The sequence below is a fragment of the Pseudomonas sp. UM16 genome (assembly GCF_050312595.1).
GTDB lineage: Bacteria > Pseudomonadota > Gammaproteobacteria > Pseudomonadales > Pseudomonadaceae > Aquipseudomonas.
This window is the reverse complement of sequence record NZ_JBNPJT010000027.1, coordinates 25,680-46,371: the sequence shown is the minus strand read 5'-3', so window position 1 is coordinate 46,371 and position 20,692 is coordinate 25,680. Positions and strand designations below refer to the sequence as shown.

Annotated in this window: 24 protein-coding genes; 11 read left to right on the top strand and 13 right to left on the bottom strand. The window is 60.3% G+C overall.

Annotated features, from left to right (window positions below; all coding sequences use genetic code 11):
- The first annotated feature begins 87 nt into the window (after positions 1 to 87).
- Positions 88 to 522, top strand: coding sequence for a MarR family transcriptional regulator (locus tag ACQRAX_RS23945; RefSeq protein ID WP_412038112.1), 435 nt, complete (start codon positions 88 to 90; stop codon positions 520 to 522).
- A 6-nt stretch (positions 523 to 528) separates the two neighbouring features.
- On the opposite strand, the gene ACQRAX_RS23940 is transcribed toward ACQRAX_RS23945, so the two are convergent.
- Positions 529 to 2,718 (bottom strand): patatin-like phospholipase family protein, encoded by a 2,190-nt coding sequence (locus ACQRAX_RS23940; protein WP_412038113.1) that lies wholly within the window; start codon positions 2,716 to 2,718, stop codon positions 529 to 531.
- Between the two features lie 70 nt (positions 2,719 to 2,788).
- On the opposite strand from ACQRAX_RS23940, the gene ACQRAX_RS23935 reads away from it, so the two are divergent.
- Positions 2,789 to 3,073: a SelT/SelW/SelH family protein gene (locus ACQRAX_RS23935; RefSeq protein ID WP_412038114.1), complete on the top strand. Its 285-nt coding sequence runs from the start codon at positions 2,789 to 2,791 to the stop codon at positions 3,071 to 3,073.
- A gap of 6 nt (positions 3,074 to 3,079) precedes the next feature.
- On the opposite strand, the gene ACQRAX_RS23930 is transcribed toward ACQRAX_RS23935, so the two are convergent.
- From ACQRAX_RS23930 to ACQRAX_RS23915, 4 genes are all read right to left on the bottom strand, one after another.
- Positions 3,080 to 3,964 carry a DMT family transporter gene (locus ACQRAX_RS23930; protein WP_412038115.1) on the bottom strand — a complete coding sequence of 295 codons (885 nt, stop codon included), beginning with the start codon at positions 3,962 to 3,964 and terminating at the stop codon, positions 3,080 to 3,082.
- A 77-nt stretch (positions 3,965 to 4,041) separates the two neighbouring features.
- On the bottom strand, positions 4,042 to 4,806 hold the full coding sequence (locus ACQRAX_RS23925) for an AraC family transcriptional regulator (protein ID WP_412038116.1): 765 nt from the start codon (positions 4,804 to 4,806) through the stop codon (positions 4,042 to 4,044).
- 96 nt (positions 4,807 to 4,902) lie between these two features.
- The gene (locus ACQRAX_RS23920; protein ID WP_412038117.1) at positions 4,903 to 5,496 is read right to left on the bottom strand and encodes an HD domain-containing protein; all 594 of its coding nucleotides are present in this window, start codon (positions 5,494 to 5,496) and stop codon (positions 4,903 to 4,905) included.
- Positions 5,497 to 5,592: 96 nt separating this feature from the next.
- Positions 5,593 to 5,904: an Mpo1-like protein gene (locus ACQRAX_RS23915; protein WP_412038118.1), complete on the bottom strand. Its 312-nt coding sequence runs from the start codon at positions 5,902 to 5,904 to the stop codon at positions 5,593 to 5,595.
- A gap of 160 nt (positions 5,905 to 6,064) precedes the next feature.
- Between ACQRAX_RS23915 and ACQRAX_RS23910 the strand changes: the two genes are divergently transcribed.
- Positions 6,065 to 7,150 carry an AraC family transcriptional regulator gene (locus ACQRAX_RS23910; protein ID WP_412038119.1) on the top strand — a complete coding sequence of 362 codons (1,086 nt, stop codon included), beginning with the start codon at positions 6,065 to 6,067 and terminating at the stop codon, positions 7,148 to 7,150.
- Here ACQRAX_RS23910 and ACQRAX_RS23905 read toward each other — a convergent pair.
- Positions 7,107 to 8,561, bottom strand: coding sequence for a TrkH family potassium uptake protein (locus tag ACQRAX_RS23905; protein WP_412038120.1), 1,455 nt, complete (start codon positions 8,559 to 8,561; stop codon positions 7,107 to 7,109). The two genes, ACQRAX_RS23910 and ACQRAX_RS23905, sit on opposite strands and share 44 nt — an antisense overlap.
- A gap of 100 nt (positions 8,562 to 8,661) precedes the next feature.
- On the opposite strand from ACQRAX_RS23905, the gene ACQRAX_RS23900 reads away from it, so the two are divergent.
- Positions 8,662 to 9,219 (top strand): nitroreductase family protein, encoded by a 558-nt coding sequence (locus tag ACQRAX_RS23900; protein WP_412038121.1) that lies wholly within the window; start codon positions 8,662 to 8,664, stop codon positions 9,217 to 9,219.
- A 95-nt stretch (positions 9,220 to 9,314) separates the two neighbouring features.
- Here the strand turns inward: ACQRAX_RS23900 and ACQRAX_RS23895 are convergent, their stop codons facing one another.
- The 6 genes from ACQRAX_RS23895 to ACQRAX_RS23870 all read right to left on the bottom strand — a co-directional run bounded on the left by ACQRAX_RS23895 (position 9,315) and on the right by ACQRAX_RS23870 (position 13,367).
- Positions 9,315 to 10,649 carry a sensor histidine kinase gene (locus tag ACQRAX_RS23895; RefSeq protein WP_412038122.1) on the bottom strand — a complete coding sequence of 445 codons (1,335 nt, stop codon included), beginning with the start codon at positions 10,647 to 10,649 and terminating at the stop codon, positions 9,315 to 9,317.
- A 65-nt stretch (positions 10,650 to 10,714) separates the two neighbouring features.
- The gene (locus ACQRAX_RS23890; RefSeq protein ID WP_412038123.1) at positions 10,715 to 11,128 is read right to left on the bottom strand and encodes an LTXXQ domain protein; all 414 of its coding nucleotides are present in this window, start codon (positions 11,126 to 11,128) and stop codon (positions 10,715 to 10,717) included.
- 119 nt (positions 11,129 to 11,247) lie between these two features.
- The gene (locus ACQRAX_RS23885; protein WP_412038124.1) at positions 11,248 to 11,925 is read right to left on the bottom strand and encodes a response regulator transcription factor; all 678 of its coding nucleotides are present in this window, start codon (positions 11,923 to 11,925) and stop codon (positions 11,248 to 11,250) included.
- A 7-nt stretch (positions 11,926 to 11,932) separates the two neighbouring features.
- On the bottom strand, positions 11,933 to 12,337 hold the full coding sequence (locus tag ACQRAX_RS23880; protein WP_412038125.1) for a translation initiation factor 2: 405 nt from the start codon (positions 12,335 to 12,337) through the stop codon (positions 11,933 to 11,935).
- A 120-nt stretch (positions 12,338 to 12,457) separates the two neighbouring features.
- Positions 12,458 to 12,757, bottom strand: a complete 300-nt coding sequence (locus tag ACQRAX_RS23875; RefSeq protein WP_412038126.1) for a YciI family protein — start codon at positions 12,755 to 12,757, stop codon at positions 12,458 to 12,460.
- A gap of 1 nt (position 12,758) precedes the next feature.
- The gene (locus ACQRAX_RS23870; RefSeq protein ID WP_412038127.1) at positions 12,759 to 13,367 is read right to left on the bottom strand and encodes a septation protein A; all 609 of its coding nucleotides are present in this window, start codon (positions 13,365 to 13,367) and stop codon (positions 12,759 to 12,761) included.
- Positions 13,368 to 13,433: 66 nt separating this feature from the next.
- On the opposite strand from ACQRAX_RS23870, the gene ACQRAX_RS23865 reads away from it, so the two are divergent.
- The 7 genes from ACQRAX_RS23865 (at position 13,434) to arfB (ending at position 20,435) form a co-directional block, all read left to right on the top strand.
- The gene (locus tag ACQRAX_RS23865) at positions 13,434 to 14,297 is read left to right on the top strand and encodes a PHP domain-containing protein (protein ID WP_412038128.1); all 864 of its coding nucleotides are present in this window, start codon (positions 13,434 to 13,436) and stop codon (positions 14,295 to 14,297) included.
- A gap of 13 nt (positions 14,298 to 14,310) precedes the next feature.
- Entirely contained in the window at positions 14,311 to 14,940 is a 630-nt protein-coding gene (locus ACQRAX_RS23860; RefSeq protein ID WP_412038129.1) for an L-threonylcarbamoyladenylate synthase, read from the top strand.
- 128 nt (positions 14,941 to 15,068) lie between these two features.
- Entirely contained in the window at positions 15,069 to 15,767 is a 699-nt protein-coding gene (locus ACQRAX_RS23855) for a segregation and condensation protein A (RefSeq protein WP_412038432.1), read from the top strand.
- 14 nt (positions 15,768 to 15,781) lie between these two features.
- Positions 15,782 to 16,555 carry an SMC-Scp complex subunit ScpB gene (scpB, locus tag ACQRAX_RS23850; RefSeq protein WP_412038130.1) on the top strand — a complete coding sequence of 258 codons (774 nt, stop codon included), beginning with the start codon at positions 15,782 to 15,784 and terminating at the stop codon, positions 16,553 to 16,555.
- A gap of 149 nt (positions 16,556 to 16,704) precedes the next feature.
- Positions 16,705 to 17,883: a 23S rRNA pseudouridine(2605) synthase RluB gene (rluB, locus tag ACQRAX_RS23845; protein ID WP_412038131.1), complete on the top strand. Its 1,179-nt coding sequence runs from the start codon at positions 16,705 to 16,707 to the stop codon at positions 17,881 to 17,883.
- 632 nt (positions 17,884 to 18,515) lie between these two features.
- A complete protein-coding gene (locus tag ACQRAX_RS23840) occupies positions 18,516 to 19,934 on the top strand; it encodes an amino acid permease (protein WP_412038132.1) in 1,419 nt (472 codons plus the stop codon).
- Positions 19,935 to 20,021: 87 nt separating this feature from the next.
- Entirely contained in the window at positions 20,022 to 20,435 is a 414-nt protein-coding gene (gene arfB / locus ACQRAX_RS23835; RefSeq protein ID WP_412038133.1) for an alternative ribosome rescue aminoacyl-tRNA hydrolase ArfB, read from the top strand.
- Between the two features lie 126 nt (positions 20,436 to 20,561).
- Here arfB and ACQRAX_RS23830 read toward each other — a convergent pair whose 3' ends face one another.
- A complete protein-coding gene (locus ACQRAX_RS23830) occupies positions 20,562 to 20,690 on the bottom strand; it encodes a hypothetical protein (RefSeq protein WP_256205418.1) in 129 nt (42 codons plus the stop codon).
- Positions 20,691 to 20,692: the final 2 nt, after the last annotated feature.

The window sequence follows — 20,692 nt, the reverse complement described above, 5'->3', positions numbered from 1 at the left end:
TCAGACAGCTAGAGCCTTAATGAGCCTTGCCTGTTGCGCAGGAGCATGGTTAGCTGGCTAATAATTAGTTCTGATGATGAGTTTTCTATGCCGTTGACCGACCAACACCGTTTCGGAATGCAGCTGGCCCAGATGTCGCGGGGCTGGCGTGCCGAACTGGATCGCCGCCTGGCCGGGCTCAATCTCTCCCAGGCTCGCTGGCTGGTGCTGTTGCACCTGGCCCGTTTTGATGATGCGCCTACCCAGCGTGAGCTAGCCCAGAGCGTTGGCGTCGAAGGCCCAACCCTGGCGCGCTTGCTCGACAGCCTGGAAGCGCAGGGGCTGGTACGGCGCCAAGCGGTGCTGGAAGACCGACGGGCGAAAAAAATTCACTTGTGCCCGCCGGCCAAGCCTCTGATCGACCAGATCGAAACCATCGCCAATGCCTTGCGCGCCGAACTGTTCACCGGTGTTGACGAAGAAGAGATGCGCGTGTGCATGAAGGTCCACGCGCGAATCCTCGCCAATCTTGAAAAGTCCTGACCTTGCCTAGAAAGTGTGACCGAGGTTGAGGTACAACGCCTTCTCATTCTCGCTGTTGGCCCCGTAGCTGAAGTTCAGCGGGCCCAACGGCGTTTCGAAGCCGACGAAGATGCTGGCGGCGTTGATATAGCCGCTGTCGAATTCATTGTCATTGTTCCAGGCCCTGCCACGCTCCAGTGAGCCACCGAGGTACAGTGGAAAATCCAGTGGCAGGTAGGCTCGTGGCGTCAAGCGACGGTAGTAGACCATGCGCATCAGGCTCATGTTCTGCCCCGACACCGAGTCCTGGCGAAAGCCTGACAGCTGCCTGGCACCACCCAATATAAAGCTTGAAGTGACCACCTCGGCCTGGTCCAGGGTCCGCCCGTACTGAGCCCCCAGCACCCAGGAGTTGGGGCCACTACTCAGGGCTTTGTCCAGTTTGAAGTTCCACTGCCGGTAGCGTTCATCCGAGCCCAGGTCAGGATCGAATTGGCGCAGGGTCAGGCTTATGTCTTCACCGGTGTGCGGGAAATAGACATTGTCCAGGGTGTCGAACGAGTACTTCAGCTCGTAGAAGCCTTCGTTGAAGCTGAAGTGCGGCAGGTCCTGATCACCTATGCGCACATCGGCCTTGCCCCAGGCCTGACCGACGCCGAAGCGCACTTCACCGCTATTGCCGATCTGGCGCCCCAGGTTCAGACCGAAGCCGTAGCGCTCCAGACGGTACTCGGCAATCGGGTCGTCATCGAGCGTGGCTTCGACGTTCTGCGAGCCCAGGTCCAGATAGGGCGCGACGAAGTAGCGGGAACCGGCATCCAGCGGTTGATAGAACTCACTGTATAGCTCCTGCTGATCACCAATCTGCGCCCGGGTCAGCCACTCGGCACCCAGTTCGTTGATGCCGTTGACCCGATAGCTGGCGCCGATGTTAAAGGCGCTGTCGCCACGCATGTCATCCGAGAGGTTCAGGCCCAAGCGCAGGTAATCGGTACCGCCACGGCGGCCGCGGGCATTGATCACCAAGGTGTTATCGCTGCCTTTGTGGACCACCCGATACTGCACCCGGTCGAAATAATCGAGGCCGTAGAGGGTGCCCATGTCGGTCTGCAAGCGGCCCAGCTCCAGGGGTTCACCGATCGGCTGGCGGATATAGAAGCGGATTACATCGTCGCTGACTTTCGAGTCGTTCTCGATCCTGATTGCCGTGATCACTGGCGTACGCTGGCTTGGCGAGCGGGCGACATTCAATTCGGTATCTTCGGTGTCCGGGCGCTTGAGCGCGGCCAGGCGTGGGTCGAGGGCGCGGGCAGCGCGATATCCGGCGTCGATCATTTCCTTGGCGCGACCAAAATCGGTAACGCCGAAGCTGGCCAGCGGTGGCTGGATCAGGATGTCATCACGGTGCAACGACGCCAGTTGCTCTTCGGAGTTGCGCCGGGTCATCAAGGTAATTGACTGATTGAGGACATCGACCACGGTTGTCATTTCTTTGCGGCTGCGCAGCGGGGTGCCGATGTCGACCACAATCGCCATGTCCACACCCATCTCGCGGGCAACATCCAGGGGAATGTTGTCGACCATGCCACCATCGACCAGCAACCGCCCATCCAATTCGACGGGGGCAAACACCGCCGGGATCGACATACTGGCGCGAATCACCTGAGGCAGGTGACCACGACGGAACACCACTTTCTCACCGCTGGCAATATCGGTGGCCACCGCGCGGAAGGGGATCGGTAACTTGTCGAAATCGCGGGTGTCGCTGGTATGGGCGAGCATGCTTTCCAGCAACAGGGCCAGGTTTTGCCCTTGAATCACCCCAAGCGGCAAGCCAAGGCTGCCGTCGTCGCGAAAGCTCAGCTTCTGTTGGACCAGAAAGTCGCGGTCATCCTGCTTGCGACGAAACGGTACGTCCTTGCGTGGTGGCGCGTCTGAGAGTGCTTCTTGCCAGTCGATACCCAGGGCCAGCTTTTCCAGCTCCTCGACTTTGTAGCCGGAGGCATACAGACCACCAACCACCGCACCCATGCTGGTGCCGGCAATGGCGTCAATCTTGATGCCTTGCTCTTCCAGGGCCTTGAGCACACCGATATGGGCAAGGCCACGGGCGGCACCACCGGACAGCACCAGGCCGATTTTCGGGCGTGGTGGTTCGGCAGCCAGGAGTGGGAAGGAAACGACGATCAGCAACAGACTAAACAGCAAGCGGTGCATCATGGCTCTCGGAGCTAGGGGCAAAGACCGCTAGTATAAGCGCGCCCGCCTGTCAGGAGACGGTTACCCCATGAATGCGCACAAAGCCGAAGTTGTCATTACCTACTGCACCCAGTGCCAATGGCTGCTGCGTGCCGCCTGGCTCGCCCAGGAACTGCTCAGCACGTTCAGCGATGACCTGGCCCGTGTTGCCCTCGAACCCGCCACCGGCGGTACCTTTCGCATCACCTGTGACAGTGTGCAGATCTGGGAGCGCAAAGCCGACGGTGGTTTCCCGGAGGCGAAGGTGCTTAAGCAGCGGGTGCGCGACCAGATTGACCCCCAGCGCGACCTGGGGCACAGCGACCGTCCGTGATTGCCATCAGCCTTCGACAGCCAGCACCTTGGGGGGTTGGTTGCTGGCCGCCAGGCGACTGGAGATGATAATGGCAAGGATGATCAGCGCTCCCCCCAAGAGCATGCGCAGGGTCGGTGCTTCGGCGAAAATAAGCCAGGCCAGGGCAATGCCGTACACCGGCTCCAGAGCGAACACCACCGCTGCGGTGCGTGCCTTGATCACCGCCAGGCTGGCGACAAACAGGCTGTGGGCGACGCCGGTGCAAAATACCCCCAGTAAGCCGATCCACAGCCAGTCCATTGCCGAGACCTCAGCCAAGGCCGGAGCGGCAGCCGGTAGCAGGCACAGTCCGACTACGGCGTTTTGGCACAACGCTGCCTGAACGGCCGGAATACGCCCACTGGATGCCCGGTTGGTCAACGACAGCAACGAGAACAACAAGCCTGACAGCAACGACCAGAGCAGCCCGCCGGTGGCCTGGCTGGCCAGGTCGAAGTCTGGGGTGACCAAAATCAAGCCGATGCTCACCAGCACCACCAGGATGATTTCGTTGCGTCGAATGCGCTCGCGAAACAGCAATCCCTCAAGGATCACGGTAAAGGCCGGGAAGCTGGCAAAGCCTAGGGTGGCAATCGCCACGCCGGCGACTTTGACGGCGATGAAGAAGCTCACCCAATGCCCGGCCAGCAGTACGCCGCCCAACACCAGACGCCGCCAGTCCTGAGTTTGCAGGGGCTGCCAGGCTTTTTCTGCCAGGCGGGCGAAGATACCCAGCGCCAGAACGGCGAATATGGCTCGGCCGAAGACGATGACCGACGGCGCCGCCAGAGCCAATTTGCCGAAGACGCCAGTCAAGCCGAAAAATAACGCGCCGATGTGCAGGGCGCCGAGGGCGGTGCGATGGTTCATGGTGATCCTTGTTGGAAGCAGGACAGCCGCATTAGTGTACGAAGCCTGGGCTGCGGCTGTCTGTCGCGATCCTAGCGTCAGTTGTCGCCAGGCTCGCGGCGAAGATCGCGAGGGCTACGGCCGAAGGTTTTGAGCATGGCGGCGGAAAAGGCACTTTGCGAGTTGTAGCCGACCCGATGGGCGACTTCGCCGATGGCCAGGTCGGTCTCGGTCAGCAAACGGCGCGCTTGCAACAGTCGCCGTTGGCGGATGTAGTCCATTGGGGTTATCGACGCTTCGGCGATGAAACGGGCATGTAGGCGAGCGCTGGAAAGCCCGGCCAGGCGCGCCAGGTCGGCAACCTGTAGTGGGTAGGCGGCGTGTTGCTCGATATGCGCATCGAAGCTGGCGAACGGCAGTTGCTTGGGCGCGGTGGCTGGTGCTGCTGGGCTGTTGAGGCTGGCCAGCAGTAACACCGCACCTTGTTGTGCGATCAGCGGGTCGGTCACCGGGCTTGCCGCCAACCAGTCGACCAGTTGTTGCTGGCGATTGTCCAAGGGCAATGCGCCACGATGCTCGAGCAGACGCTGGCTGGCCCCAGCATGCTCGCCCAAGCGGCTTGCCAGCCAGTCCTGCCCAGGTACATCGAGGACCAGGCAATGGCTGCCGGCGATGCTGCCACAGGTATGGTGGGTGCCGCTCGGCACCACGATCAGGCCTTGGCGTTCGATGCGCGCGCCGCGACCGTCAAGTTCGAAGTCCAGTTGGCCGCGCAAGCCGAACACCAGCTGCGGGTGTTCGTGGCTGTGGGCGATCAGGTCGTCACTGTAGTGACGCAGGGAAAGGATCGAGCTGCCGCTCATTGCGCAGTCCTCCAGGCAGTGGCAGCAGTGTACAGGGTCGGGCAGGGCGCTCATATCACCTGAATGATGGGCGCGCGAGGTCTGCTTCAGTGCTGTTCAGGCGTTCTCGTCCATCGATTGCAGTGCAGCCTGGTAGATCGACTGGCGTGGCTGGGCGAACAGGCGCTTGAGCATCGGCTCGAAGAAGCTCAGCGGCAGGCTGTCATAGCCCGGATCGAAGGCGGCGGCATCGTAGTGGGCGCAGAATTCGATGGTCTGCTGGTACTGCGGGTGGTCTTGAAATTGTTCGCGCAGGTGCCGATCCATCCCCAGGTGATGGAAGAAATAGTAGCCCTGGAAGATCCCGTGCTTTTCCACCATCCAGAGGTTCTCCGGGCTGACAAACGGCTTGAGGATGGCGGCGGCAATGTCGGGATGGTTGTAGCTGCCCAGGGTGTCGCCAATGTCGTGAAGCAAGGCGCAGATCACGTATTCCTCATCGCGCCCGTCACGCCAGGCGCGGCTGGCGGTCTGCAGGGAATGGCTGAGGCGATCAATGGGAAAACCGCCAAAATCACCATCAAGCAGGCGCAGGTGGGTCAGGATCCGTTCGGAAAGTTGCGCGGCATAAGCCCGGAAATCACTGGCGATGATCGCCCAGTCCTGCTGGGTGCCATCTTGCATATGCGTGAAGCGGGCTTGCTGGTTCATCGGCGTTCCAGGCGATGGGCGATTAAACCACTCTACCTTGACCGTTCGTCGCAGCAGTGGCCGTTGAAGACGCGATTCTGGCCTTGTGAGCCTAAATCAGAAGGACACTTTTCCGCGCAGCATGTCACGGTACATGGCGAAATCGCCGATCAGACTGTAGAGCGGGTGCTTGAAGGTGGCGGGGCGGTTTTTCTCGAAAAAGAAGTGCCCGACCCAGGCAAACCCATAGCCGGCCAACGGTACCAGCAACAGCAGGATCCACTTGCCACTGCCCAGGGTGTAGGCGAACAGGGCAATGACCAGTGATGTTCCGACGAAGTGCAGGCGTCGGCAGGTGGGGTTGCTATGTTCTTGTAGATAGTACGGATAAAACTCGGCAAAACTGCGAAATTGCTGTGGACTGTTCACGACGCAGCTCCTGAAACTCTCGACACTGTTGAAGATACACGGCGTGGAGCCTGAACTGAGTCTAGAGTGAGTAAAATCATCGGACAGTGACAATAGGCGCCAATTGAGTATCCTTTGAGTTCACCGCAGGAGCGGTCAGTTCGAACATAAGAAGCCAGCCATGAGCGAGAGAACCACGTCAGCAAGCTGGGCATCAGGGATCGTCAAGGCACTCGAGCTCGAAGGGCTTGATTGTCGTGCCATGTTCAAACAACTCGGCCTGGACTTTGCCGCGCTGGATGACCCCGACGCACGTTTTACCCAAGACTCCATGACCCGTCTGTGGCAACTGGCAGTCGATCTTTCCGGCAATCAGGCCATTGGCCTGAACATGGCCCGGGTGGTGCGTCCGGCGTCATTTCATGTGGTCGGATACGCATTGATGTCGAGCCGCACCCTGGCCGAAGGCTTCGAGCGTCTGGTGCGTTATCAGCGCATCATTGCCGAAAGCTCCGACTTGAGTTTTCGCCTGGAGCCGGACGGTTATGCACTGATTCTCACCGTTCATGGCGACCACCTTCCGCCCACCCGGCACAGTGCCGAAGCCTCTCTGGCATGTGCGCTGTCGTTGTGCAGCTGGTTGAGCGGGCGGGTGATTCAACCCCGACGGGTGTTGATCCAGGGGCCTCAGCCTGTGGATGTGACGCCCTACAAAACGGCCTTTCATTCACCCTTGGTGTTTGGTGCTGCCCATGATGCGCTGGTTTTCGAGCGTGCCGACATGGAGGCGCCGCTGCCGACAGCCAATGAAGCCATGGCCACCTTGCATGATCGCTTTGCCGGTGAGTACCTGGCGCGTTTTTCCGAAAGCCGGGTGACCCATCGTGCCCGCCAGGTGTTGTGTCGGGTGTTGCCGCAAGGTGAACCCAAGCGCGAGACCGTGGCCCAGGCCCTGCATTTGTCCCAGCGCACCTTGCAGCGGCGCCTTCAGGAAGAGGGCACCAGCTTCCAGACCTTGCTCGATGACACCCGTCGCGAGCTTGCCGAGCAGTACCTGGCCCAGCCGAACATGACCCTGCTGGAGACCGCCTACTTGCTGGGTTTTGCAGACCCGAGCAATTTCTTTCGGGCGTTTCGTCGCTGGTTCGATGCTACACCGGGTGAATATCGGGCCCGGATGGGGGCATCCGCCGCCGTGCCTGAGGCGGGCAGCGAAAACCCGGTCAATGACGCCAGAACGCCGGCATACACAGCACCAGCACCGTAATAATCTCCAGGCGCCCAAGCAGCATGCCGAACGCCAGGATCCACTTGGCGGCATCCGGTAGAGTGGCAAAGTTGCCGGCCGGGCCAATGGTTTCCCCTAGCCCTGGGCCAACACCGGAAACGGTACTGGCGGCACCGGTCAGAGCGGTCATCCAATCGACCCCAAGCAGCGACAGCAACAGGGCGATCACGCAGATGGTGATGGCGAAGAAGAACGAGAAAGTCAGAATCGAACGGACAATTTCTTCGTCGAGACGGTGGCCGTTGTATTTCTGTTTGATCACCGCTCGTGGGTGAATCAGTTGGTTGAGGTTGGCCTTGAGCAGGATGTAGGCAACCTGGAAGCGGAAAATCTTGATCCCGCCGGCGGTTGAGCCAGAACAGCCACCAACGAAGCCCAGATAGAAGAACAGCATCAGCGAGAAATTGCCCCACAGGCTGTAGTCACCCAAGGCAAAGCCGGTGGTGGTTACCACTGAGGTGACGTTCAGGGCGACGTGGCGCAGCGCATCCAGCCAATGCAGGTCGGTGGTGGCCCAGTACCAGGTACCGAGCACCAGCCAGGTCATCAGTAGCATGGCCAGCAGGCCCTGGACCTGCTGGTCTTTGATCAGTGCCTTACGGTTACCACGCAGGGTGGCGACGTAAAGGGCAAAGGGTAAGCTGCCGAGGATCATCACCACCACCGCCACCCAATGCACGGCCGGCTGGTCCCATTTGGCCAGGGATTGGTCGGAAGTGGAGAAACCGCCAGTGGAAATTGCCGACATGGCATGGTTGATGGCATCGAAAACGTTCATCCCCGCCAGCCAGAACGCCAGGCCGCCCAGAGCGGTGATGCCGACGTACACCGCGACGATCGACTTGGCGACCATGTGTGAGCGCGGCATGACCTTTTCCGAGCGGTCCGATGATTCGGTCTGGAACAGGCGCATGCCACCAATGCGCAGCAGCGGCAGAATCGCCACGGCCATGGCGATAAAGCCGATACCGCCGAGCCAGTGCAGCAGTGAGCGCCACATCAAAATACCTGGCGACATGCTGTCCAGGCCGCTGAGCACGGTGGCGCCAGTGGCGGTGATGCCGGACATGCTTTCGAAGAAGGCATCGGTGTAGCTGATGTGCTGGGTCAGCAGAAACGGCAGGGCGGCAAAGATGCACACCACCAGCCAACTGCTGACCGTCAGCAGGTACATGTCCCGCGGGCGCAGGTGCACATGTTCGGGACGTCCCTGGAGCACCATGGCAAGTCCGGCGACGAAGGTGATCATGCTCGCCCACAGAAACGACGGCAGATCGCTGGTACGATCGAAGATCACCAGGGTGGCCATGGGCACGACCATGCTGATCGCCAGGGTGATCAGGAAGATGCCGATGATAAAACCAATGATCCTTAAGGTCGGCAACGCCATGTGATCTGCTCTGACTCGTAACGGAAGGGCGCCATTCTACCTATGGACCTTTTTAAGTAAACGCTAGAATAGCTGCACATTTCTTTTCAGGGGGTAGCCGATGGAGGCTCTCGACGCATTGCTCAACCGTGTTTCCGTACCACGCCTGGTGGGGCCCGCGCCCAATGCAGCGCAGCGTGAGGCCCTGTTTCAGGCCGCGTTGCGGGCGCCGGACCATGGCCAACTGCGGCCTTGGCGCTTTCTGACCGTCGAGGGGCAGGCGCGCGAAAAGCTCGGCGAACTGCTGGCCGAAGCAGTGAAGCTGGACGGTGAAGCCAGCGAGGCGGCTCTGGATAAAGCGCGCGCCATGCCATTGCGAGCGCCGTTGCTGGTGGTGGTGATTGCGCGTTTGCAGGACCATTTCAAGGTTCCGCAGTCGGAGCAACGTCTGGCGGCGGGGTGTGCGGCACACGGGATTCTGCTTGCCGCTCATGCCCAGGGTATCGGTGCGGTCTGGCGTACCGGCGAGTTGTCCTACAGCAAGCACGTGGCCAAGAGCCTGGGGTTGGCTGACAATGAGGAAATCATTGCCTTCCTGTATCTTGGCACACCGCTGAATGAGCCACGCACCGCGCCGGTACTGGCGAGCGCTGATTTTGTCAGCGCCTGGGAGCAGTAACGTTCTCTAGTGCCGTGCCGGTGCTATCGCCGGCAAGACCGGTTCCTACAGTGGACCTATGGGCATCAATACTGTAGGCGCTGGTCTTGCTAAGGTCAGACGCTGCCAGGCCCGGCCAGTGGCAACTCCAGGCGCGCGACAAACCCTCCTTGAGGATGGTTCTCCAGCGTCAGGCCACCGCCATGGCGTTCCGCCGCCTTGCGCGCAATCGCCAGGCCCAAGCCATGGCCTGCCGCACTTTGCCCTGGTGCCCGAAAGAATGGCTCGCCCAATTGCCCCAGGTGTTCTTCGGCGACACCCGGCCCATGGTCGCGCACGCTCAGTACGATGCGTTCATTGTCACGTACTGCAGTGACCTCGATGGGTTGCCCTGGCGGGTTAAAGCGCAGGGCATTGCGCAGCAAATTGTCCAGCGCCCGTTCGAGCAGGGTCGGCCAGCCTTGCAGGCTCAAACCGCTTTCGTGGTGTAGCTGTATGTTTTGCTCAGGCGCATTGAGCTGGGTGTCCTTGTGCACGCTTTGCAAAATCGCATCAAGGTCCACCGGCTCAGCCCGCGCCTGTTCGGCATCGACTCGGGCCAACACCAGAATTTCGCTGATTAACGCTTCCAGGCGGTCGCATTCGCGGGTCAGACGCGGCCATAACGCCCGGCGTTGCTCCGGTTCGGCGCGCTCGGCCAAGGCCAGGGCGATGCGCAAGCGCGCCAATGGCGAGCGCAGTTCATGCGAGACGTCTCGCAATAATTGGCGCTGGCTGCCGATCAGACTCTGCAGGCGCGAGCCCATGCGGTTGAAGTCAGTGGCCAGCACACCGAATTCGTCGCGACGGTTGGCCAGCCGCGCCAGGCTGTTCTGTTGGTAAGTGGTCTGCCCCAGGTCATGTACTGCACCGCGCAATCGGCTCAGCGGGCGGGTGATGGAAAGGGTCACCAGCAGGCTGAACAAGGTCAGTACCACCAGGGCGATCCCCAAGGCACTGAGCGGCCACAACAGGCTGTCCCGATGCCAGGCGTCCAGCTCCGGATGGGGGATGCGATAGATCAGCAGATAGGTTTCACCGCTGTCAGGGCTGGTGTATTCCTCGGTCAGGCGCCGCCAGGGCAGGCGTCGTTCGTCGTTGTGGCGCCGCGCCTCAAAGGCCGCGGCGCGGCGCGGGAAGGTCCCGGGTACCACTGCCTCGCCACTGTCGTTGAGCACCTGAACGTCAATGTTGTAATGACGCTTGCGTCGCTCCAGGAAATGTTGCGCCGAGTCCGCGCCTTGCTGCTCGTAGCGCTGGGTCCATTTCTGCGCCAGGGTGTTGAGGCCCGGATGCCTGCTGAGGATCCAGGCGTCCTGGTTCAACATGTGCCCAAGCAGGATCGACAGGCCAGCGACCAGGGCAATGGCTAGCCAAAAGCTGGCCAGGATGCGCCAGAACAATGAACGCAAGGGAGACTCCTTCAACGGCAAAAAGCCCGGCCTGCGCAAGGCAGGCCGGGCGGGTGGCAGACAGCTTACTGGGCCTTGCTGGCTTTTTCAGCCTTCCAGGCTTTGAACTCGGTCCATTCGGCGCGGCGCTGGTCCTGGTCTTTCTTCAGCTCATCGAATTTTTTCTGCTGATCAGGCTTGAGCAGGGCGCGGATCTCGGCGTGGGTTTTGTCTTTCTTGGCTTGCAGCTCGTCTTTCAGGGCTTTCTGGTCGGCTGCCGGGAGTTTTTCCAGGTAGCGCTTGGTGATTTCCTGACGGCTCTTCATTTGCTCGCCCATCAGTTTGCCGATCTGCTGGCGCTGCTCGCGGCTCAGGTCCAGCTGGGCGAAAGGCGCTCCACCGCGGTGGTGATCGCCGTGGCGCATACCGTCTTCAGGCATGGCCATGGCAACGGTCGGCAGAGCGGCAGCGAACATCAGGGCGATAAGGGTCTTGCGCATGGTGTCTCTCCTTTCTAGGGCCGGTGATTACCGGATGAGCCCAGTTTAGGGAGATCAAGGTCAACAGCGGTCAAGCAAGGGTAAAGCTTGAGTAAAGATGACCGCACGCCGTACTGACATTACAGGCTGTAGTAGTAACCACGACTGCGCAGGGCAACGATACGCGGGCGGCCGTCGGGGTGTGGGCCAACTTTTTTGCGCAGGTTACTGACATGCATGTCCAGGCTGCGATCGTACAGGGTCAACTTGCGGCCCAGGGCAATTTGCGCCAGTTCCTGCTTGTCCAGTGGTTCGCCAGGCTGGCGCAGCAAGGCTTCGAGAATGCGGCTCTCGGACAGGGTCAAAGTCAGTTCTTGTTCATCGATGCTGACCACGCCACGGGCTGGACTGAAGCACAGATCGCCGACTTCGATCTGGCTTGGCGTCGTGTTGGGGTGGCTACGGCGCAGCACGGCCCGCAGGCGGGCGGTGAGCTCGCGGGGGTCGCAGGGCTTGGCCAGGTAGTCGTCGGCGCCCAGTTCCAGGCCGAGAATCCGATCCAGCGGCTCGCCCCGGGCCGAGAGCATCAATACCGGCAACTCGGCATGTTCGCTGCGCAGTTGCTTGAGCAGCTCCAGGCCGCTGCCGTCGGGCAACATCACGTCCAGCACCACGGCTGCCGGCGCCTGTTCGGCCAGGGCCTTGCGGGCACTTGTGCCATCGTGACAGGCGCGTACCGCAAAACCTTCTTGGGTCAGCCAGCTGCCGAGCAGCTCGCAGAGTTCCTGGTCATCATCAATCAGTAACAGCTCGCTCATGACTCACTCAATTCAACCATTGCCGACGCTTTCTGTGTCCGCCACTGGCAAAGATACCGCAGAGTGCCGCCAAGAGGGCAACTGCGCCACCAATCACGAACCATTGTTGCTGGTCACTGAGCAGGCGTTGCGGGGCGCTGGCCTGGAGTTCCTTGAGGGCCAGCTTGAGGCGCTGGTTCTCTTGGCGTAGGCGGGTGAGCTGGGCGCTTTCGCGTTCGCTGTCGGCATTGTGCAGTTGTTGGGTCAGCGCTTCGCGCTGGCGCTCGCTTTGCGCCAGACGCTGTTGCAATTCAGTGATCTGGCTGCCAGCACTAAGCGACAGCGGCGTGCTGGCGGCCGTCGGCTCTTCAGCCTGGGCGAAAGGGCTCAGCAACAACAGGCACAGCAGCAGGGACAACGGACCTTGACGCATTGGAACTCCTGATTCTTGTCGATTCAGCAGGTTGTCGGCTGGCACACAAGAATAATGAGCAGTGGCGTCGGTAAAAGGCGGGGAGTGCGGTGCGCGCCAGGGCGCACCGCATGCAGCAGATTACGGCAGGACTTGCTTGAACGGCTTGACGATGACCTCTGCATACACGCCAGCGGCGATGTACGGGTCAGCGTCGGCCCAGGCCTGTGCAGCGGCCAGTGAGTCGAACTCGGCGACGATCAGGCTGCCAGTGAAACCGGCGGCACCTGGGTCATTGCTGTCGATGGCCGGGTGTGGCCCCGCCAGCACAATGCGGCCTTGTTCCTTGAGCTGCTGCAGGCGTTCGATATGCGCCGGGCGGGCGGCCAGACGCTTTTCCAGGGAGTCGGTGACGTCACTGGCGATAATGGCGTAGAGCATGTCAATCCTCGTGCTTCGGGGTGGAAGGCGGGGTGCTGGGGTCGTTGTCGTGCAGATGGCGCGACAGGTAGACACCCTGGCCCACCAGGAACAGTACGGTCATGCCCAGGCTGCCGAACACCTTGAAGTCAACCCAGATCTCCTGAAAGGTGAAGGCGACAAACAGGTTGGCTGCGCCGCAAAACAGGAAAAACACGATCCAGGCCAGGTTCAGACGCGTCCAGACGGTGTCCGGCAAGGTGATGGCATGGCCCATGATGCGCTTGATCAGCACGCGGTCACCGATGAAGTGGCTACCGGCAAAGGCCACGGCGAACAGCCAGTTGACCACCGGTGCCTTCCATTTCAGGAACGTTTCGCTGTGGAAGGCCAAGGTCAGGCCGCCGAACACCAGGCAGGCGACCAAGGTCAGCCATTGGCCTTTTTCCAGCTTGCGTTGGCGAATGAACAGCGCGCCATAGACCACCACGGAGCTGAGGATCAGCATGGCCGTGGCGCTGAAGATGCCGCCAAGTTCGAAGCTGTGGCCGGCGAATTCGACGACGCGTGGTTCGAGCTTGAAGACGATGAAAAACAGGAGCAGCGGGATGAAATCGATGAATTGTTTCACAGTGGCAGCCAGAAGCAGGATGTGACGGCATAATAACAAACATCAATGACAGCGAAAGCGCCACCTATGAATGTTGATCTGCACTGCCACAGTACGGCCTCCGACGGCGCCTTGACGCCGACGGTTCTGGTCGCCCGGGCCCATGAGCACGGCGTGCGGATGCTCTCGCTGACCGACCATGACACCCTCGATGGCCAACTGGAGGCTCGTGCGGCCACCCAGGCCTTGGGCATGCAGTGGGTCAGTGGGATCGAGCTGTCGTGCACCTGGGGTGGAGCGACCATCCATGTCCTGGGCTACAACTTTGCTCTGGACGCCGCGCCATTGCTGGAGGCCGTCGAATCGCTGCACCGCGGGCGTTGGTTGCGCGCCGAAGAAATCGACCGACGGTTGGCGCTCAAGCATATGCCGGGTGCCCTGGACGGTGCACGGGCGATCCAGCAAGAGCTGGGGGACAGCGGCAATGCCCCGGCACGCCCGCATTTTGCCGAGTATCTGGTGCGTGCAGGTCACGTCAAAGACCGTGCTGAAGCCTTTCGCAAGTGGTTGGGCGCCGGCAAGCTGGGCGACGTCAAGTTGCACTGGCCGACCCTCGAAGAGACCGTGGAAACGCTGCGCAAGTCCGGAGCCTGGGTCAGCCTGGCGCACCCGATGCACTACGAATTAACACGCAGCAAGCGCCGCCGGCTGATTGCCGACTATATTCAAGCAGGCGGCCAGGCACTGGAAGTGGTCAACGGCATGATGCCGGCCGAACAGGTGGGCACCATGTCCATTCTGGCCCGTGAGTTCGGTCTGCTGGCAAGTGCCGGCAGTGACTTCCATGGCCCTGGCACCTGGGGCGAGATCGGTGTCTACCGGCCATTGCCAGAGGACCTGCCACCACTGTGGCGTCGATTCAAATATGAGCAGCCTATCGCGGCCGTCTGAACAGGAAGAGAATGTGAGTCAGTTTTTCCAGATTCATGCGGAAAACCCGCAACCGCGCCTGATCAAACAGGCCGTCGAAATTATCCGCAAGGGTGGGGTGGTGATCTATCCAACCGACTCATCCTATGCAATGGGCTGCCAGATCGGTGACAAAAATGCCATCGAACGGGTCCGCCGCCTGCGCCAGTTGGACAAGAACCACAACTTTACCCTGATCTGCTGCGATCTATCGCAAATGGGCCTGTTCGCCAAGATCGACACCTCGAACTTTCGCTTGCTCAAGGCCCATGTGCCAGGGCCTTATACCTTCATTCTCAACGCTACCCGCGAAGTGCCGCGCCTGTTGCTGCACGAGAAACGTCGTACCATCGGCTTGCGCGTACCCTCCAATCCAATCGCCTTGGCGCTGTTGGAAGAGCTGGGCGAGCCGTTGATGAGCGTCAGTCTGATCATGCCTGGCGAAGACGAGCCGTTGACCGATCCCTATGAAATTCGCCAGACCCTGGAACATCACGTTGATCTGATTATCGACGGTGGTTTCGGCGACCTCAAAGCCTCTACGGTGATCAACCTGGCGGGCGATGAACCTGAAGTTATCCGCGTCGGCTGCGGTGACCCGGCACCGTTCATGGTCGAAGCGTGAGTCAGGCGCCCACCTGCGAGCCGCGTATCGACCCGCAAGCAGGCGCCCAGCAGGAGCTGGCGCTGGTGTTGGTGTATGGCGAGGCCATGACCGAGATGCCGGTGGACCTGTACATCCCGCCGGACGCCCTGGAAGTATTCCTCGAAGCATTCGAAGGCCCGTTGGACCTGTTGCTCTATCTGATCCGCAAGCAGAACGTCGACATCCTCGATATTCCCGTGGCGGAAATTACCCGCCAGTACATGGGCTACGTCGAGTTGATGAAGACCGTGCGCCTGGAACTGGCGGCCGAGTACTTGGTGATGGCGGCAATGCTGGCGGAGATCAAGTCGCGCATGCTCTTGCCACGCTCGATCGAGATCGAAGAGGAAGAAGGCGATCCGCGCGCCGAGCTGATTCGCCGTCTGCAGGAGTACGAGCGCTTCAAGGCTGCGGCCGAGGGCATCGATGGCCTCAGTCGGGTCGGCCGCGAGATCATTGTGCCGCGCCTGGATGCGCCGCAGGCCAAGGTGCGCAAATTGTTGCCGGAAGTCAGCCTGGAAGAACTGCTGATGTCGATGGCCGAAGTGTTGCGGCGCGGTGATTTGTTCGAAAGTCACCAGGTCAGCCGTGAGGCATTGTCGACCCGTGAGCGCATGAGCGAGGTGCTCGAGCGCCTCAAGGGCGGTGGTTTCGTACCCTTCGTCGAACTGTTTACGGCCGAGGAAGGTAAGTTGGGCGTGGTGGTGACCTTCATGGCCATTCTGGAACTGGTTAAGGAATCCTTGATCGAACTGGTGCAGAATGAGCCTTTTGCGCCGATCCACGTCCGCGCCCGGGCTGAGTGACCACGAGCAACGCCATGAACCTGAACGATCCGCGCGACCTGGCGCCATTGCTTGAAGCCTTTTTACTGGCCTCGGGAAAACCGCAATCACTGGAACGGCTGTTCGAGCTCTTTGAAGAGGCTGAACGCCCCGAACCTGCAGTATTCAAGAAGGCCCTGGAGGTGCTGCGCAAGTCCTGCAACGGGCGCGCCTTCGAGCTCAAGGAAGTCGCTTCCGGTTATCGCCTGCAAATCCGAGAAGACTATGCCCCTTGGGTGGGACGGTTGTGGGAGGAGCGACCGCAGCGCTATTCGCGTGCATTGCTGGAGACCATGGCGCTGATCGCCTACCGCCAGCCCATCACCCGTGGCGAGATTGAAGACGTGCGTGGTGTGGCGGTCAACAGCAACATCGTCAAGACCCTGCTTGAACGTGAGTGGATCCGTATCGTTGGCTACCGGGAGGTACCGGGCAAACCGGCGATGTTCGCCACCACCAAGGCCTTTCTCGATCACTTCAACCTGAAGAACCTCGATGACCTGCCAGCTTTGGCCGACCTGCGTGAGATGGAGCCAGAGCCGATCCTGGCGCTCGATGATGCGCCGGTACCGGCCCACCTGCAGGCCCTTGCCGATGAAAGCGCCGAACCTGAGGCGCCTCGGGAAGAGACCAGTTTTCGCAGCCTGCTGGTCGAACTCGATTCCATGGAGGAAGGTCTCAAGACCGACTTCGACGACTTGCTCGAGGAGCAGCCTGCGGCTGAAGACGCTGAGGCGCTTGATTCGCAACCCGAAACGCCACGCCAGTAACTCGGCCCTTCGGGCAGAAATAACCGCCCGATTGAAGAATTTCAACTAGTCTCAGGTGCGCTCGGGGCGTGATCAGCGTATGATTCGCGACCTTTTTGGCGCTTGTTCGCCTAAAACAGTTTTCAATTCTTACACCGGGAGGTGCCCAGATGAGTGATAAAGACCTGCAAGAAACCCAGCCATTGCCGCCGTCAGGCGAGAAACTGCAAAAAGTTCTCGCACGTATCGGCGTGGGTTCGCGCCGTGACGTCGAGGCCTGGATCAGCCAGGGTCGGATCAAGGTCAATGGCGTCAACGCTACCTTGGGTCAGCGCGTCGATCTGCATGACGCGATTTCCGTAGATGGCCGCCTGATCAAGCGTGAAGAGTCTGCCGAGACCGTGCGCCGGGTAATCATGTACAACAAACCTGATGGCGAGATCTGCACGCGAGACGACCCAGAAGGCCGTCCGACGGTATTCGACCGCCTGCCACGGCCCAAAGAAGGCCGTTGGATCAACATCGGTCGACTCGACATCAACACCACTGGCCTGCTGATGTTCACCACCGACGGTGAGCTGGCCAACCGTTTGATGCACCCTTCCTACGAAATGGACCGTGAGTACGCGGTACGGGTTCGTGGTGAAGTCGACGAAGACATGATTGCCCGCCTCAAGGCTGGTGTTGTGCTCGAAGACGGTCCGGCGCGGTTTACCGACATTCAGGAAGCGCCGGGTGGCGAAGGCTTCAACCACTGGTACCACTGCGTGGTGATGGAAGGTCGCAACCGCGAAGTACGTCGCCTGTGGGAGTCTCAGGGGCTGGTGGTCAGCCGCCTCAAGCGTGTGCGTTTCGGACCGGTGTTTCTCAACTCCGACCTGCCGATGGGTCGCTGGCGCGAAATGAGTCAGCAGGAAGTCGACATCCTCGCCGCTGAAGTGGGTCTCACCCCTGTGGCGATGCCAACCTTGAACCACAAGAGCAAGGACAAGCTAGAGCGCCTGCAGCGCAAATCCACGCGTCCGCTGGGGCGTGGTGAGCGTGTGCGTACCCTGCGTCCAGCGCAGGACGGCGCCGCAGCTGCTGAACGCCCGGCCCGCCAACCACGTGGTGGTGAAGCTGAGCGTCCGGCCCGTCAACCACGGGGTACTGAAGCTGAGCGTCCGGCCCGCCAACCACGGGGTACTGAAGCTGAGCGTCCAGCTCGCCAGCCGCGTGGTGAAGCGCCGCGCAAGGATGGCGGGCGCAGTGGCCGTAGCGCTGTGGCCGAGCGCCCAAGCGAGATGAACAAGCGTGGCAAGCCAGCACCGAAGCGTCCAGGAAGCACCCGCAACAAGCCTCGCCCATAAAGGCACTGCGGGTCAGGAAACAAGCCAACCTTCGGGTTGGCTTTTTTTTGCCTGATTTTTCCTAGGGTTAGCGTCACCCCAGGAAGCATTGGAACGTTTTTGAACCGCCATGTAAATAAATCGTTACAAAGCAATGCATCAGGTGTTGAGGTTTCCGTGATTTGTCGGTGCTGTAAACAGAACTTGCCGAAAACCCCGGGCCTGAGGGATTTACGTGCACGTCAAGTGCTTGCCCGCAGCCCTTGGGAACGGTGAGATGTGCGTCATTGCCGTGTGCAAAGCCGGGCCGGAGAGCCTGGCATTCAATAAGAACAAATGGAGGCGCCATGTACGCCGATTACCTCCCCAGGCGAGTTTCTTTCCTCAGGAACGCTGCGTTTTGTCATCAGACATTGACGCAACGTGTTGACCCCTGCGCGTCTGCAGGGGTATACAATGCGCCGCGTTTTACCTGTGACCCCAATGCGTACCGCGCACTCTTGCTGACACCCGGCTGATTTCCCACGGCTTTTGCCCTGGATGGGCAGCAGTTGTCCAAGATCCTCAAGGTAACCACCTTGTTAATTCCGCTGCGCCACGAGCGCGGTGGGTCCGATTCCGTCACAGATAAAAACAAGCAGGTGACTTCGTTCATGAGTGGACAAAACACGCATTCAGGTGAGCTGAAACGCGGCCTGAAAAATCGCCATATCCAGTTGATTGCCCTCGGTGGTGCAATTGGCACCGGGCTTTTCCTTGGCTCGGCTGGCGTGATGAAATCGGCCGGCCCGTCGATGATTCTCGGTTATGCGATCTGTGGCTTCATCGCCTTCATGATCATGCGCCAATTGGGTGAGATGATCGTCGAAGAGCCGGTGGCCGGTTCGTTCAGCCATTTTGCCCACAAGTACTGGGGTGGTTTCGCCGGCTTCCTGTCGGGTTGGAACTGTTGGGTCCTGTACATCCTGGTTGGCATGTCGGAGCTGACTGCGGTTGGCAAATATGTGCACTACTGGTGGCCGGAGATCCCGACTTGGGCCTCGGCAGCAGCTTTCTTCGTGCTGATCAACGCGATCAACCTGGCTAACGTCAAAGTATTCGGCGAAGCCGAGTTCTGGTTTGCGATCATCAAGGTCTTGGCCATCGTCGGCATGATTGCCTTGGGCAGCTACATGCTGGTCAGCGGTAGCGGCGGTCCTCAGGCATCGGTAAGTAACCTGTGGGAGCACGGCGGGTTCTTCCCTAATGGCGTTAGCGGCTTGGTCATGGCCCTGGCGATCATCATGTTCTCCTTCGGCGGCCTGGAAATGCTCGGTTTTACCGCTGCTGAAGCCGACAAGCCGAAAACGGTGATCCCGAAAGCGATCAATCAGGTGATCTACCGCATCCTGATCTTCTACATCGGTGCCCTGGTGGTGCTGCTGTCGCTGACCCCGTGGGACAGCCTGGTGACCAGCCTCGATGCTTCCGGTGGCACCTATGGCGCCAGCCCGTTCGTTCAGGTGTTCTCGCTGCTCGGTAGCGATACCGCAGCGCACATCCTCAACTTTGTGGTGCTGACGGCGGCGCTGTCGGTGTACAACAGCGGCACTTACTGCAACGCCCGTATGCTCTACGGCATGGCCGCGCAGGGCGATGCCCCGGCAGGCCTGGCGAAGATCGACAAGCGCGGCGTACCGGTGCGTTCGATCCTGGCGTCGGCAGCGGTGACCCTGGTAGCAGTGTTGCTCAACTACTTCATCCCGCAGCACGCCCTGGAGTTGCTGATGTCGTTGGTAGTGGCGGCCCTGGTGATCAACTGGGCAATGATCAGCTACTCGCACCTGAAATTCCGCCAGCACATGAACAAAACCGGCCAGAAGCCGTTGTTCAAGGCGTTGTGGTACCCCTACGGCAACTACCTGTGCCTGGCCTTCGTGGTGCTGATCCTGGGCATCATGCTGCAGATTCCGGGTATTCAGATGTCGGTGTATGCGATTCCGGTGTGGCTGGTGGTGATGTTTGCTTGCTATGGCCTCAAGGGAAATCGCCAGGCCCGTCGCCTCTCCGAGGCAAATACAGCGGTCAAGTAAGGTGTAGCCTGTGTTGAAGAAGCCCGGCCTTGTGCCGGGCTTTTTGTTTTATGCGGTATCCTTGGGGCCTTATCAGGCCTGTGACTTATGTTGATCATTTCCAATTCCGTGCAGATTCCCGACCATGAGATCGAACTGACGGCTATCCGCGCCCAGGGGGCGGGCGGGCAGAACGTCAACAAGGTTTCCAGTGCTGTGCACCTGCGATTCGATACGCAAGCCTCGTCCTTGCCGCCGTTCTACAAAGAGCGCTTACTGGAGTTGCGCGACAGCCGCATTACCCGCGACGGGGTGATCGTCATCAAGGCTCAGCAATACCGAACCCAGGAGCAGAATCGCACAGATGCGCTGGAGCGCTTGCGTGAGCTGATCCTGGCGGCGGTCAAGGTGGACAAGGCGCGACGTCCGACCCGGCCGACTCTGGGTTCGAAAACCCGGCGTCTGGACACTAAAAGCAAGCGTGGGGCGATCAAAGCCGGGCGCGGCAAGATCGACTACTGAAGGTCGGGCCGGTGGCAGGTGGTGGGTGTGAGCGGGTTTCACCAGAGGGAATTCTTGACGGTGTGAAAACGTGTTAACGGGGGTGGACCCTGCATCAGCCGTTTTCACACAGTCTGATCTGCGCGGTTATTCCTGGTCGGCGCTGGGAGTTTCGTCGCCGTCGTGGTCAGCCTGAGCTGGTTCGGCGCTGTGAGTGGCAGGTGTCTGCTCTTCTGGGTTCAGGCTTGGGAAGGGAAAGTTCGGGATTTCATGCATCT

Excerpts from the sequence above, each read along its gene's own strand:
- ACQRAX_RS23945 (WP_412038112.1), top strand. The coding sequence starts at position 88 with ATGCCGTTGACCGACCAACACCGTTTCGGAATGCAGCTGGCCCAGATG.
- ACQRAX_RS23940 (WP_412038113.1), bottom strand. The coding sequence starts at position 2,718 with ATGCACCGCTTGCTGTTTAGTCTGTTGCTGATCGTCGTTTCCTTCCCA.
- ACQRAX_RS23935 (WP_412038114.1), top strand. The coding sequence starts at position 2,789 with ATGAATGCGCACAAAGCCGAAGTTGTCATTACCTACTGCACCCAGTGC.
- ACQRAX_RS23930 (WP_412038115.1), bottom strand. The coding sequence starts at position 3,964 with ATGAACCATCGCACCGCCCTCGGCGCCCTGCACATCGGCGCGTTATTT.
- ACQRAX_RS23925 (WP_412038116.1), bottom strand. The coding sequence starts at position 4,806 with ATGAGCGGCAGCTCGATCCTTTCCCTGCGTCACTACAGTGACGACCTG.
- ACQRAX_RS23920 (WP_412038117.1), bottom strand. The coding sequence starts at position 5,496 with ATGAACCAGCAAGCCCGCTTCACGCATATGCAAGATGGCACCCAGCAG.
- ACQRAX_RS23910 (WP_412038119.1), top strand. The coding sequence starts at position 6,065 with ATGAGCGAGAGAACCACGTCAGCAAGCTGGGCATCAGGGATCGTCAAG.
- ACQRAX_RS23905 (WP_412038120.1), bottom strand. The coding sequence starts at position 8,561 with ATGGCGTTGCCGACCTTAAGGATCATTGGTTTTATCATCGGCATCTTC.
- ACQRAX_RS23900 (WP_412038121.1), top strand. The coding sequence starts at position 8,662 with ATGGAGGCTCTCGACGCATTGCTCAACCGTGTTTCCGTACCACGCCTG.
- ACQRAX_RS23890 (WP_412038123.1), bottom strand. The coding sequence starts at position 11,128 with ATGCGCAAGACCCTTATCGCCCTGATGTTCGCTGCCGCTCTGCCGACC.
- ACQRAX_RS23885 (WP_412038124.1), bottom strand. The coding sequence starts at position 11,925 with ATGAGCGAGCTGTTACTGATTGATGATGACCAGGAACTCTGCGAGCTG.
- ACQRAX_RS23880 (WP_412038125.1), bottom strand. The coding sequence starts at position 12,337 with ATGCGTCAAGGTCCGTTGTCCCTGCTGCTGTGCCTGTTGTTGCTGAGC.
- ACQRAX_RS23875 (WP_412038126.1), bottom strand. The coding sequence starts at position 12,757 with ATGCTCTACGCCATTATCGCCAGTGACGTCACCGACTCCCTGGAAAAG.
- ACQRAX_RS23865 (WP_412038128.1), top strand. The coding sequence starts at position 13,434 with ATGAATGTTGATCTGCACTGCCACAGTACGGCCTCCGACGGCGCCTTG.
- scpB (WP_412038130.1), top strand. The coding sequence starts at position 15,782 with ATGAACCTGAACGATCCGCGCGACCTGGCGCCATTGCTTGAAGCCTTT.
- rluB (WP_412038131.1), top strand. The coding sequence starts at position 16,705 with ATGAGTGATAAAGACCTGCAAGAAACCCAGCCATTGCCGCCGTCAGGC.
- ACQRAX_RS23840 (WP_412038132.1), top strand. The coding sequence starts at position 18,516 with ATGAGTGGACAAAACACGCATTCAGGTGAGCTGAAACGCGGCCTGAAA.
- arfB (WP_412038133.1), top strand. The coding sequence starts at position 20,022 with ATGTTGATCATTTCCAATTCCGTGCAGATTCCCGACCATGAGATCGAA.
- ACQRAX_RS23830 (WP_256205418.1), bottom strand. The coding sequence starts at position 20,690 with ATGCATGAAATCCCGAACTTTCCCTTCCCAAGCCTGAACCCAGAAGAG.